Source organism: Streptomonospora mangrovi, assembly GCF_027604915.1.
Classification (GTDB): Bacteria; Actinomycetota; Actinomycetes; order Streptosporangiales; family Streptosporangiaceae; genus Streptomonospora; species Streptomonospora mangrovi.
In genome coordinates, this window is record NZ_JAJAQC010000055.1 from 34,859 (window position 1) to 47,255 (window position 12,397).

Consider the following 12,397-nt stretch of genomic DNA (forward strand, 5'->3'; position numbering starts at 1 on the left):
CCCCCGGATCGCCATGTCCGAAACGCCGACCGCCCCCAACCCGCTGCTGGACGAACTCAAGTGGGTGCACGGCATGCTCCGCCGCGACCTGGCCGCCTGCCGGCGGCTCGCCGCCGACGCGGTGCGGGGCGCCCCCGCCGAGGAGGTCCGCGAAGGGCTGGAGCGGTTGCAGAGCCGGGGGCCGCTGTTCCAGTTGCGCACCAACTGCCTGGCCTACTGCCGGTTCGTGCACCACCACCACGGCCTGGAGGACGCCGCGATCTTCCCGCGCGTCCGCCGGAGTGCCCCGCACCTGGCCGAGGCGGTGGACCGCCTGGAGGCCGACCACCGCGTGGTCTCCGACCTGCTGGACGAGGTGGAGGCGGCGGCCGGCGACCTCACGGGCACCGCCGCCGCCCAGGCCCGCACCCGCCTGGCCGCCGCCCTGGACACCCTGGCCGACCACCTCCTGGAGCACCTGGACTACGAGGAGGGCGTCCTGGGCCCGGTGTTCCTCACCTGGTAGTCCGGCCGGTTGGCCACCCGGCGGTCCGGCGGGCGGCCCGGGCGGCTCAGCCGGCCGACGCGGCGGGCGCCCCGCCGAGCGCGGCGTCGTACTCGCCGACCAGGGCGCGGGTGGCCGCCTCGTCGGGGAACCACGCGGCGAGGTCGGCGGGGTTGTCGAAGCCGTTGACGAACCGGTCGGCCAGCCCCTGGTGCCGCCCGGCGGCCACGCAGAACTCGGTGACGTAGGACGGGTGGTAGTGCAGCCGGGCCGCGAGGTCGCCGGTGAAGTGGCGGGCGTGGTCCATGTAGCGGTCGAACGTGGCGGTCATGAAGTCGGTGTCGAAGGGCCGGTCGCCGTGGGCCAGGATCGCCTCCAGGTACACCTTGGCGGCGACGCAGGCGTTGTTGGCGTCCTGCTGGAGCGCCGGAGTGGTCACCACCACGGTGTCGCCCATGCCCAGGACGGCGCCGCCCGAGGGCAGGTGGGCCACGGGGCTGCGGACCATGGGGTTGGCCAGGTCGAGCACTGCGGCGCGGCTGTCGGCGAGGGGGGCGTCGCGGTACTGCTCGTAGCGCTCGGGCAGGAACTCCCGCAGCAGCCCGAGGATGACGTCGAGGTGGGCCTGGGGTTCGATCCGGCGAGGGAACCGCGACATGGGGCCGTCGGCGGGGCCGGTCACGCACAGTTGGCGGCAGCGGCCGCTGACCGAGAACCCCGGCCAGGTGAGCAGGTGGCCCAGGCCGGGGATGATGTCGACCTCGATGAGGTCGCCGCTGTCGCCGGGGTCCGCCACGAACGCGATGGCGGTGGAGACCGGGGGCATGCGCGCCACCGGCCGCCCGGGGTCGACGTCGAAGACCTCGGCCAGCCCCTGGTGGCCGGTGGCCACCACGGTGAGGTCGAACATGCCGACGAGGTGGTCCAGGTCGGTGACGGTGGCGCCGTGCAGGACGACGGTGCCGCCGGCCTCCTCGAACACCTCCTGCCAGACCGCGATCTTGACCCGCTCGTCGACGGCGTGGGCCGGGGCGCGCAGCCGCCCGGTCCAGTCGAAGGCGGCCGCCCCGTCGGGGCCGAAGCCCCGGATGCGCATGCCGCGCAGGGGAGGGGCCTCCTCGGCCCAGAAGTCCAGGCCGTACTCGCGCTCGGCGGCGTGGGCGGTGTCGAAGAGGGTCTGCATCGACACCGCCCGGCCTTCGTACAGTTCGGCCGAACTGCGCACGGTCATGAGCGTGACGTGGTAGCCGTGCTCCTGGAGACAGAGGGCCAGTTGCAGCCCGGACTGCCCGCCGCCGACGATCAGGATCTTGCGCACGTTTTCGCCCCCCAAGTGGAAAAAGCACAGAGCCGCAATTCGGGCGGTCCGCCCGAATGTGGAAAAGGGTGGTCGCTATGTTCCTTGGGTGTAACATCCCATGTCAAATGGGTCACCCTGTGTGATCACAGGCTCCCTGGAATGGGTAGCGGAAAGTGGGGAAATCGGCGGAAAAAGGATGCCCGTGGAATTCATGGGATCATCCGCAGGGGGCGAATTTGAGAATACTGGTGGGTAATTCACATGGGTGGGGGTGGCTGCGGGAGTGGGGGCTGGGGCGGGCGGTCATCGGGTTGCGCCCCAGCGGCCGGGCTTCGCAACGGGGCGCCGACGGCGGCGCGTGGTCCGGGTCGGCGGTCATCGGGGTGCGGGGTGAGTGGCCTGGGGTGGTGCACACGGCATGCCGATTCTGGCCACCCCGCCCCCTCGGAGGGCTGCCCCGAGGCGGGGGCGTGCCGTGGACCTCGTCGTGCCGGGCGGGAGCGCCGCCCCGGCCCGGCCCGGCACCGGCCGCCCGCCGCGCCCGCCGCCATCCGCCCCGGGTGCCGATGGCCGCGAGCCCGGAGCCGCGCCTCACCCCGGTGCCCCGTTGCGGCCCCCGCCATCCGCCCGCTGGCCGATGACCGCCCGCCCGGCCTTGTGCCCTTAGTGGGCGTCGCGGCGGACCACCGGGCGGCGGCCCTTGATGGTGCTGTTGCGCAGGGCGCTGATCACCTCGTCGGCGGCGGAGTCGGGGACCTCCACCAGGGAGAAGCGGTCGGCGATCTCGATGGAGCCGATGTCGCGTCCGCTCAGGTTGGACTCCCCGGTGATCGCGCCGACCAGGTCCTGGGGGCGCATCCGCGCGCCGCGACCGGCGCCGATGAACAGCCGGGTCATGCCCTGGGCGGGCGCGCGCCCCTGGCGGCGGTCGCGGCGGCCGCCCTCGCGTCCGCCGCCCTCGCGGCCGCCCCGGCCGCGCGCGCCGCCTCGCTCGGGCCGCTCGGAGACCCGGACCTCGGGGATCTCCTCCTCGTCGTCCACGGGGCCCGACGCCTCGTGGGCGAGCTTGACCGCCGCCAGGGCGACCTCCATGACGTCGAACTCGTCGGTGAGCGTCTCGACCACCACGCGGAACCGGTCGAGGTCGTCCTCCTCCAGGAGGTTCTCCCGCAGCGAGGCCGCCGTCAGTTCCAGGCGGCGCGCCCGCATGTCGGCGACGGTGGGGATCTTCTCGACGTCGACCGTGTACCCCGTGGCGCGCTGGATGCTCTTGAGCATCCGGTGCTCGCGCGGCTCCACCAGGGTGATGGCCACGCCCTCGCGTCCGGCCCGGCCCACGCGCCCCACCCGGTGCACGTAGGACTCCGGGGCCGAGGGCACCGTGTAGTTGACCACGTGGGTCAACTGCTCGATGTCCAGGCCGCGCGCCGCCACGTCGGTGGCGATGAGGAGGTCGGCGGTGCCCGCGCGCAGCCGCCCCATCGCGCGGTCGCGCTGCTCCTGGCTCATGCCGCCGTGCAGCGCCTCGGCGCGGTGGCCCCGGGCGTTGAGCACCTCGGTGAGCTGGTCGACCTCGTCGCGGGTGCGGCAGAAGACGATGGTGGCGGTGGGCGCCTCGGCGTCCAGCAGGCGGCCCAGTGCGGCGGGCTTGTGCGCGCGCGGCACCACGTAGGCGCTCTGGCGCACCAGCGGCGCCTGGTCCATCTCGCGGGCGGGCCGGGCGATCTGGATGCGCACCGGGTCGCTGAGGGTGCGCCGCGCCATGGTCTCGATGCGCGGCGGCATGGTCGCCGAGAACAGCACCCGCTGGCAGCCCTGGGGGACCTCCTCCATGATGGCGTCGATGTCCTCGGCGAAGCCCATGTCGAACATCTCGTCGGCCTCGTCCAGCACCACCATGGCCAGGCCCTCCAGCGACAGCGTGGAGCGGCCCAGGTGGTCCAGCGCCCGCCCGGGGGTGGCCACGACCACGTCGACGCCGCGCTCCAGGCTGTGGATCTGGCGGCCGATGGGCTGCCCGCCGTAGACGGGCAGGACGCGCACGCCCAGGTCGCGCCCGTAGCGGTGCACCGCCTCGCAGACCTGCATGGCCAGCTCGCGGGTGGGCACCAGCACCAGCGCGGCGGGCGCGCGGCCGTCGCGCTCCTGGGGCAGCCGCTGGAGTATGGGCAGCGCGAACGCGGCGGTCTTGCCGGTGCCGGTGGCGGCCTGGCCCAGCAGGTCGCGGCCCTCCACCAGTGGCGGTATCGCCTCGCGCTGGATGGGCGTGGGCTCCTCGTACCCCAGCCGGGTGAGCGCCGCCAGCAGCTCCGGCCGCAGCGGCAGCTCGGCGAAGCCGCCCGTGGTCTCGGGCGCGGTGTCGGTCATGGCGGAACTCCTCGGAAGAACTCGGGAAAGTACAGGTTGGCGCGGGCGGACGCGCCGGGACGACTCCTCGCATCGTCCCACTCCCGGCGGCTACCCGCCGACCGCGCGATGGGCACACGGGCGCGTTGGCGGCGCCCGCGCGCGCCGGGAGCCCGGGATCCGGGCCCCGGCCCGGGCGGCCTGGGCATGACCTTGATCACGCGCGGGGTCCTTGTCGGCCTCGGGCGGGGTCCGATAGGGGCGCAGGGGGCCGCGGCGCGCCGCCCGGGGCGCCTGCGGCGGCCCGCGCATGCCCGCCGACCTGGGCGGAGTGGGTGCGACCGGCGGAAACACCCCCGCGCCCGCGCCGCCCTCTCGGGGCCGTCCGCCGGGGGGAAACGGTGCCGGTCCGGAAGGGGCGCGGCGTCGTGCGTGAAATGTCGGATTCGGGACTCAAGGTGCTTTCCCGGAGGTATTGCCCGCGATCAGAAAAGTGCGTGATCAGACCGTTCTGCACGGTGAGTCCTGTGCTAGCGTAACCGCCGATTCGTCGTAATCCTGGCGGTTGCTCCGGCGGTATCGTCCGCGGGAGCGCGGTTCCCTATGCGATCGGCACGAAGGTCACGCCTGGCTTCGCCCGCGGCGCGGTATCGGCGCCCGTCTCCGGCGCCTCCGCTGCCGACCCGCCGTCGAAGCTCGGTGAACCGGCCGCCGCTCACCCGTTCCCGCATACGAGGAGGTGTGCCGTGGCGCAGGCGTCGTCATCGGCCGGCCAGGGCTATCCGCCCCAGGCGCAGCCGCCGGTCACGCACGATGGCCGACCCCAACCGCCCATGTGGCCCGCGCCCGAGCCCGAAGGGCGCTGGCAGCGACTGCTCCGGCGCCTGGGCCTGGGCGGGCAGCCCCAGCAGCGGCCCGGCATGACCGCCAACGACCTGCTCAACGCCCAGCAGCAGGCGTTCGCACAGCAACTGCCCCCGCAGCAGCACCCGGGCACCGGCCCCTGGCCCCAGCAGTACCAGCAGCAGCAGCACCCCTACCAGCAGGCGCCCGCCCCCACCGGTGCCGCCTGGCCCCAGCAGCCCCCCTCGCCCGCGATGTCCCCGCCCCAGGCGGCGCCCCAGGCCGCCCCGGCGCACCCCGAGCAGCCGCAGGACACCCCCGCGTCCCACGAACTCCCCGCACAGCCCCAGGCCCAGGACGCGGAGGCGGCCGAGGACCCGGCCACCCCGCCGCTGGAGCTGGTCACCGGCACCCTGGCCGGCCTGGCCATGCGCGACCTCGCCCTGGTGGACTCCCTCATCGAGGTGGTCGAGGACCTGGAGGACAGCAGCGAGGACCCCGAGTTGCTGGAGCGCCTGTTCAAGATCGACAACCTCGCCACCCGGATGCGACGCAACAGCGAGAACCTGCTGGTGCTGGCCGGCCAGGACACCGGCGACCCCTCGGCCGAACCCGTGCCGATGCTCGACGTCGCCCGCGCCGCGATCTCCGAGATCAAGGACTACCAGCGCGTGCAGATCGGGCGCATGCCCGCGGTCTTCGTGTCCGGCTCGGCCGCTGACGACCTCAGCCACCTGCTGGCCGAGCTGATGGACAACGCCACCGGCAAGTCCCCCGAGCACGCCCAGGTCGTCGTCACCGCCCAGTACATGGCCGACGGCGAGCGGCTGCTCATCACCGTCCAGGACGAGGGCATCGGCATCCCCGACTCCCAGTTGGCCCTGCTCAACGAGCGCCTGCACGGCGACCCCGTGCTCGACGAGCAGACGATCCGGCACATGGGCCTCTACGTCGTCAGCAACATCGCCCATCGCCACGGCATCGAGGTGCAGCTGGAGGCGCGCGCCTTCCGCGGCATCAGCGCCCACGTGGTGGTCCCGGGCGGCGTGTTCAACACCACCGGGCCGGTCCCCGCGGCCGAACCCGCGCCGCGGCCGGTGGCGCCGACACCGCTGCCCCGGCGTCCCGCGGCGGACCCGGCCGCGTCGGCTCCCGTTCCGTACCCGAAGGAGGACCGCAGCGCCATGGATTCCTCGTCGGTCACCGCCGCCGGGCTGCCGCGCCGCAGTGCCCACCGGAGCGCCGCGCCGCTGCCCATGCCGGAGCCCGAGGTTCCGGCCGTCGAGCCCGCGGAGACCGTGGACCGGGCCGAGCGCATCCGCGACGACCTCGCCGGCTTCCTGGAGGGCGAGCAGGAGGCCGCCCGCGAGGGCGACGACCAGTCGCGCTGATGCGCCGCCCGGCGCGCCCGGCCCCCATTCCCGACCCCTACTTAACGAAGAAGCTGGACTGACATGGACAACCGCTTGAGTGAGAGCCCCGAAGCGGAGAACTTCACCTGGCTGATCTCCAACTTCGTCGATGATGTCCCCGGTGTCGAGCACGCCATCGTGGTCTCCTCCGACGGCCTGCTGCTCACCGCATCGCGCGACTTCCCCGAGGAGCACGCCGAGCAGCTCGCCGCCATCGCCAGCGGCATGCACAGCCTGGCCGTCGGCGGGGCCAAGCTGTTCCAGAAGGGCGACTGCGAGCAGCTCATCGTCCGCATGCAGCGCGGGCACCTGTTCGTGATGTCGATCAGCGACGGCTCGTGCCTGGCGGTGCTCAGCGCCCCCACGGCCGACATGAAGATCGTCGCCTACCAGATGACCAAGCTCGTGGAGAGCGCCGGGCACGCGCTCACCCCGCAGCTCCGCTCCCAGCTCCGCGGGGTCATGGCGCCGTGAGCCGCACCGCACCGCGACCCACCGGAGCGGGCCGGAGCGCAACCGCCGGCACGGAGAGGGCAACCACATGAGGAATCGCAGGCGAAGGGGCGCCCGCATCCGTCCCTACACCTTCACCGGCGGCCGGACGCGCTCCCGCCACCCGTTGATGGTCCAGACCCTGGTGTCGGCGGCCGACGCCAACGCCGAGGTCCCGTCGAGCCTGCTGCCGGAGTCCCGGCGCATCCACCAGATGTGCCGCGAGACGCGTTCGGTGGCGGAGATCGCGGCGGAGTTGAAGATCCCGCTGGGCGTGACCCAGGTGCTGCTGAGCGACCTGGCCGACCAGGGGCTGGTCTACATCCACCCGACCATCACCGGCCACAGCCCATCGGAAAACCAAGTTCTTGAGAGGGCGCTTCGTGGACTCGAACGTCTCTTCCAATAGCAGCGCGCCGGGCAGGTCGCTGGTCTCCGCCAAGGTGGTGATCGCCGGCGGGTTCGGGGCGGGCAAGACCACGCTCGTCAAGTCCGTCTCGGAGATCCCACCGGTGTCGACCGAGGCCGTCATGACCGAGGCCAGCCGCGAGCACGACGACCTGTCGTCCACCCCGGACAAGGTCACCACCACGGTGGCCATGGACTTCGGCCGGCTCACCCTGGAACACGAGCTGATCATGTACATGTTCGGCACGCCGGGGCAGGCGCGGTTCTGGTTCATGTGGGACGACATCGTCCGGGGGGCCGTGGGAGCGGTCATCGTGGTCGACTGCCGCCGCCTGGCGGAGTGCTTCGACGCGATCGACTACTTCGAGACCAACCAGACGGTCCCCTACATCGTGGCGCTCAACCGCTTCGACGGGGAGCTGCCCTACACCGTCGACCAGATCCGCGAGGCGCTGGAGATCGCGCCGGGCGTGCCGATCGTGGACTTCGACGCGCGCGACCGCAACTCCGCGGGCGGGGTGCTCAAGGAGCTGCTCCGCTACACGCTGTCGCGCAAGGCCGAACCGGTCGGCTGAGTCGTCCGGGAGCCGTGGGCCCCTTCCCGCCGATGCGGGAGGGGGCCTTCGCGCAACCCGGCCACCGGCGCCCGCGCCGCACCGCGCGGCCGCGCGCCGGGCTTCACCCCCCACCCCACCGGGAGTCACAGGCGCCGCCCGGCCCTTGCCGCGCCCCCGGCTTCCCGTGGCAGGAACGGAAAAACGAGGTGCGCAGTGCCGGACAACGTCGTCACCATCGGCATCACCACGAACAACGTGGTGGAACCCTACGGTCCCGGCGGGGCCATGACGTTCGAGCAGCTCAAAGTGCGCAGGGACTACGTCAATGCCCTGGAGGCCTATGACAACGTACGGGTCGTGCTGATCCCCTGCACCTACCGGACCGCCAGGGAGGCGGAGAAGGCGGTGGCGGGGCTGGATGCCGTGCTCATCACCGGAGGCACCGACATCTCCGCGGAGCACTACGGCGCCGAGCCGCACGCCAAGACCAATCCCGAGGACCCCGAGCGCGACAGCGCCGAGTTCGCGCTCGCCAAGGCGGCCACCGCCTCCGGCACCCCCGTCCTGGGCATCTGCCGCGGCATGCAGATGCTCAACATCGCGCTGGGCGGCACCCTGACCCAGCACCTCCCCGACAAGGTCGGCAGCGACATCCACCAGCCGTCCAACACGTCGATCGAACGCCACCCAGTGCGGGCGGTGCGGGGCACGCGGCTGGCGCAGACCCTGGGTACCGAGCCGCTGGAGGTCCCCACTTACCACCACCAGGGGATCGACAAGGTGGCACCCGCGCTAGAGGCCGCGGCGCACGCGGCCGACGGCGTGGTCGAGGCGGTCGAAGGGCGGCGCACCGGTCCCCACGCGCTGCCGGGCCCGGTTCGCGGTGTGCAGTTCCACCCCGAGGTTTACGACCCGCGCCGGGACGGCCCGGTGAACCATTGGAAGGCCATCTTCAGCGACCTTGTCGCCGACGCCCGCGCCTTCCGCGCGCGGCGCACGCGGCCCAAGACCAACGACGTGGCCCGCCGCCTCACCATCCGCGCCGCACGCGCCCGCAGCACCACCCGCACCCGGTCGGTGACGGCGGCGCGCACCTCCCTGGACCAGCGCCGCGGCCGCCAGGCCCGCTCCTGACGCGCGGCCGCATCCGCCGGGGCGCCCACCGCGCCGCCCCGGCGGACCCGGCCCCCGGCCCGGGCGCGATGGAACCCTCCCGGGGCATGGGCTAGATTCGTAGTGCCCGCACCGTGGCGGGCACCGCGGTGATCCGGTCCTCGGCCGCCCCGTCCGCGCGCCCTCGGCGTCCGGCCGTCCGTCTCCGGCGAATCGCACGCGGAGGGGAAGGGCCATCGTGGACGACCAGGGTGAGACCGCCGGCGGAGTGGTCCCGGCGCGCGCGGACCCCGCCGCGCCCCGCCTGGGCGCCCGCGCGCTGCTGCCCGAGCGATTCCACTACCCCATGCCCGGCCTCGGCCCCGACGGCCGCCCGCTGGGCCGCGACGACCTCCCCGAGGCCGCCCGCCGCGCCGCCGCCGCGCGCCGGGCCATCAGCACCAGAACCCTTGAGGAGATCCGCTGGCGCGGCGCCCGCATGCCCGCCGGCTCCCACCCGCGCTTCCCCCTCGCCGTCGGCGCGGGCGCCTCGGTGGCCGCCCGCGACCCCGACGTGCTGGTGGTCGACGCCCGCCAGTGGCAGATCGGCAACTCCGGTGTGCCGCTCCCGGCCGCCGACCGCATCCAGCGCCTCGCCGAGATCGGCATGGGCGACCCCCGCCAGTTCGCCGAACCCCGCCGGCCGGTGCCGCTGGGCGCCCTGCACTTCTGGGAGGACACCCTGGCGGCGCAGGGACCGCTGATCGACGGCATGGCGCGGTTCGCCGCCGACAGCCGGGGCCGGCTGCTCGCCCGGATCCAGCCCAACGACGGCTCGCCGCAGGTCGTCGTGGAGGTCGAGGGCACCCCGATCGTCGCCACCGGAGTGGGGCAGCGGGTGCCCGGCGCCGACCGCGCCGTGGCGTCGGTGCCCGACGCGCTCGGCGCCATCGCCGACCACCTCGCGGCCCACGGCGCCGACCCCCAGGTGATCGAGGCGCTGGCCTGGCTGCCCGACCGCGAGGGCACCGCGCAGAGCGCCCTGGAGACGCTGCGCAGCATCGGCTGGGAGGCGCGCCTGGCCGCCGCGGAGCAGCGCGCGGAGCCCCCGCGCCCCGGCGAGGCCCCGGTGGGTGCGGCGCTGCGGACGCTGCGCGCCGCCCGGAAGTGGGACCACGCCCGCGCGGCGGCGCCCGGGCGGGCGCTGTGGAGCGACGAGGTGGTCGAGGGCCGGTTCGACGCCGCCGTCAGCGACACCTGGCTGGTGGCGGGCAGCGGCCACGGCGCGGGCGCCGCCGCCGAGACGATCCTGGCGGCCAACCGCCGGGCGCGCGTGGTCCACCTCGCCGGCGCGGCGCGCGGCGTGGACGGCGCCGACGAGCGGTACCGGCGGCTGCTGCGCGCCCACGACCGCGCCTGGGACGGCGACGGCCGGCTGGAGGTGGTCCACGAGGCGGCGCCCGAGGACGTCGCGGTCGCGCGCGGCCCCGGCGGGCGGGTGCGGTTCGGCGCCCACGGCCGCGAGGCCGGCGCTTATGTGGCCGCCATGGGGCGGGTGCCGCGCCTGCCCGGCGTCCTGCTGGAGTTCGCCCGCGCCGCGCGCGTGCCCGAGCGCGAGATCACCGGGGAACTGCTGTTCGACCGCGCCGACCAGTACCTCGGCTATCGGGTGTCCGTGCCGGTGAGGGGGAGCCGCCACACCTTCGAGGTCGCGGGTTCGGCCTCGCGCGCGCTGCCGCCCCGCATCTTCGGCGCCCGCGACCGGCGCGCGGTCGAGCGCGGCAGCCGGCACGCGGCGGGCGCCGACGGCGGCGTGGTCGCCGGCTTCGTGGCCACCGCCGTGCAGGCGGTCGACCGGGCGCTGCACCGCCACGACCGGGCGCCCCTGGACGCGGGCGCGCCCGAGCCCCGGCAGGCGGCGCGCGCACCGCGTGCGGCGGCCCCGGGCGCCCCCCAGCGCGGCGCCGCCCCGGCGCGCCGCCACCCCGGCCCCGCCGCCCCCGGGCGGCCCAGGACCGGATAGCCGGCTAACGCCAGGACGTGGCGGCGGCGGCGACCAGGACCGCGCTGGTGAGCCACAGGCCGCCGGAGGTCCCCGCCAGGCTGGAGATCCCGGCGGCGGCGGCCGGGATGGCGACCTGGCCGATGCGGTTGCCCCACAGGCGCAGCGCCAGCGCCGTGGCGCGCGCCGTCTGCGGCGCGGCGGTGGCCACGATGGTCATGGTCAGCGGCTGGCCCAGGCCCAGCAGGAACCCGCCCACGGCCAGCACCGCGCCCAGGGCGGCCGGGGAGTCGATGGGCAGGGCCACCACCGCCAGCGCCGCGCCCGCCCCGGCGGTGCTGGCCGTCAGCAGGGTGCGCCGCCGCCAGCGGACGATCAGCCAGGGCAGGCTCAGCCGCGACAGCAACGACGTCAGCGCGCGCACCGCCAGCAGCACGCCCACGGTGGCGGGGGAGATGCCGCGCGCCTCGGCGATCAGCGGGAGGTAGGCGGTGAGGATGTCGATGGAGGCCAGCAGCGCCAGGCTGGAGAACAGGCCCGACGGCAGGCCGGGGCGGCGCAGCAGGGCCAGCGACGACACCCGCTCGGCTTGGGTCTGCCCGCCCGCGCCCGCGCCCGCGCGGGGCCGGGGGCGCAGCCGGGCCAGCACCACCAGCGGCAGCAGGCCCAGCGCGGCCATCGCGCCCGCGATGAGCAGCGCCGTGGTGGTGGCGCCCACCAGCGCGGCGCCGCTCGCGTCGCCCAGCACCGCGCCCGAGATCAGCGGCCCCACCAGTTGGCCCAGCGACGCGGCGGCGGTGAACCAGCCGAAGGCGCGGTCCAGGCCGGAGTCGGGGGACAGCCGGGCGATCAGCCCCTGCCCGGCGATCATGCACACGAGGTGGCCCACGCCCAGCACGGCGCTGGCGGCGCCGATCAGCGCCAGGCCCTGGGTGGCGGCCAGCAGGAGCGAGGCGGCGGCCAGCAGGCCGGTGCCCGCCGCGATGAGCACCACGCCGTGGCGGGTGCGGTCGATGAACCGGCCCAGTGGCACCGCCATCACCACCGGCAGCAGCGCGTAGGCGGCGGTGATCAGGCCCACGGCGGTGGCGTCGCCGCCCAGCGCGATGGCGCGGTAGGAGATCAGCGGCCGGGCCAGGTTGAGGGTGGTGTGCGTCAGCACGACGCTCACCAGCAGCGGCCACAGCCACACCTGCCCCGTGCCGCCGGGTCTGCCCGTCCGCCCGCCCATCACCGCCGCCCCCCTCGCCGCACCCGTGTGGTGGTCCGCGCGCGTACCGCCGCCGCGCGGAGCCGTCCCGTGCCCCGGGGATCCTATGATCCGCCGTGTCGGGCCCGGTCGGCGGCCCGGCCTTCGCGCCGGTGCGGCGCCCCGCCCGCGCGGGCGGAGCGCCGCACCCCGCTCCCGGCGCCCGCCCGTGCGGGGCGGGGCGCCGGCGCTCACGCCCGGGGGGCCGCCTC

Annotated in this window: 10 protein-coding genes; 7 read left to right on the plus strand and 3 right to left on the minus strand. The window is 75.1% G+C overall.

Features of this window, described 5'->3' with window-relative positions:
- Positions 1-13: 13 nt before the first annotated feature.
- Positions 14-505, plus strand: coding sequence for a hemerythrin domain-containing protein (locus tag LG943_RS24040; RefSeq protein WP_270074639.1), 492 nt, complete (start codon positions 14-16; stop codon positions 503-505).
- Positions 506-551: 46 nt separating this feature from the next.
- Here the strand turns inward: LG943_RS24040 and LG943_RS24045 are convergent, their stop codons facing one another.
- Together LG943_RS24045 and LG943_RS24050 are read right to left on the minus strand one after the other, a co-directional pair.
- The gene (locus tag LG943_RS24045) at positions 552-1,802 is read right to left on the minus strand and encodes a styrene monooxygenase/indole monooxygenase family protein (protein ID WP_270074640.1); all 1,251 of its coding nucleotides are present in this window, start codon (positions 1,800-1,802) and stop codon (positions 552-554) included.
- Positions 1,803-2,447: 645 nt separating this feature from the next.
- Positions 2,448-4,151, minus strand: coding sequence for a DEAD/DEAH box helicase (locus LG943_RS24050; protein ID WP_270074641.1), 1,704 nt, complete (start codon positions 4,149-4,151; stop codon positions 2,448-2,450).
- Positions 4,152-4,963: 812 nt separating this feature from the next.
- Here LG943_RS24050 and LG943_RS24055 point away from each other — a divergent pair.
- The 6 genes from LG943_RS24055 (at position 4,964) to LG943_RS24080 (ending at position 10,957) form a co-directional block, all read left to right on the plus strand.
- Entirely contained in the window at positions 4,964-6,364 is a 1,401-nt protein-coding gene (locus tag LG943_RS24055) for a sensor histidine kinase (protein WP_270074642.1), read from the plus strand.
- A 63-nt stretch (positions 6,365-6,427) separates the two neighbouring features.
- Positions 6,428-6,859, plus strand: coding sequence for a roadblock/LC7 domain-containing protein (locus tag LG943_RS24060; protein WP_179770047.1), 432 nt, complete (start codon positions 6,428-6,430; stop codon positions 6,857-6,859).
- A gap of 67 nt (positions 6,860-6,926) precedes the next feature.
- Positions 6,927-7,286 carry a DUF742 domain-containing protein gene (locus LG943_RS24065; protein WP_270074643.1) on the plus strand — a complete coding sequence of 120 codons (360 nt, stop codon included), beginning with the start codon at positions 6,927-6,929 and terminating at the stop codon, positions 7,284-7,286.
- Positions 7,261-7,860 carry a GTP-binding protein gene (locus tag LG943_RS24070; protein ID WP_408648644.1) on the plus strand — a complete coding sequence of 200 codons (600 nt, stop codon included), beginning with the start codon at positions 7,261-7,263 and terminating at the stop codon, positions 7,858-7,860. The genes LG943_RS24065 and LG943_RS24070 overlap by 26 nt, the downstream gene beginning before the upstream one ends.
- A gap of 195 nt (positions 7,861-8,055) precedes the next feature.
- The gene (locus LG943_RS24075; protein ID WP_270074644.1) at positions 8,056-8,976 is read left to right on the plus strand and encodes a gamma-glutamyl-gamma-aminobutyrate hydrolase family protein; all 921 of its coding nucleotides are present in this window, start codon (positions 8,056-8,058) and stop codon (positions 8,974-8,976) included.
- A 217-nt stretch (positions 8,977-9,193) separates the two neighbouring features.
- Positions 9,194-10,957 (plus strand): hypothetical protein, encoded by a 1,764-nt coding sequence (locus tag LG943_RS24080; RefSeq protein WP_270074645.1) that lies wholly within the window; start codon positions 9,194-9,196, stop codon positions 10,955-10,957.
- A gap of 4 nt (positions 10,958-10,961) precedes the next feature.
- Here LG943_RS24080 and LG943_RS24085 read toward each other — a convergent pair whose 3' ends face one another.
- Entirely contained in the window at positions 10,962-12,167 is a 1,206-nt protein-coding gene (locus LG943_RS24085; protein WP_270074646.1) for an MFS transporter, read from the minus strand.
- Positions 12,168-12,397: the final 230 nt, after the last annotated feature.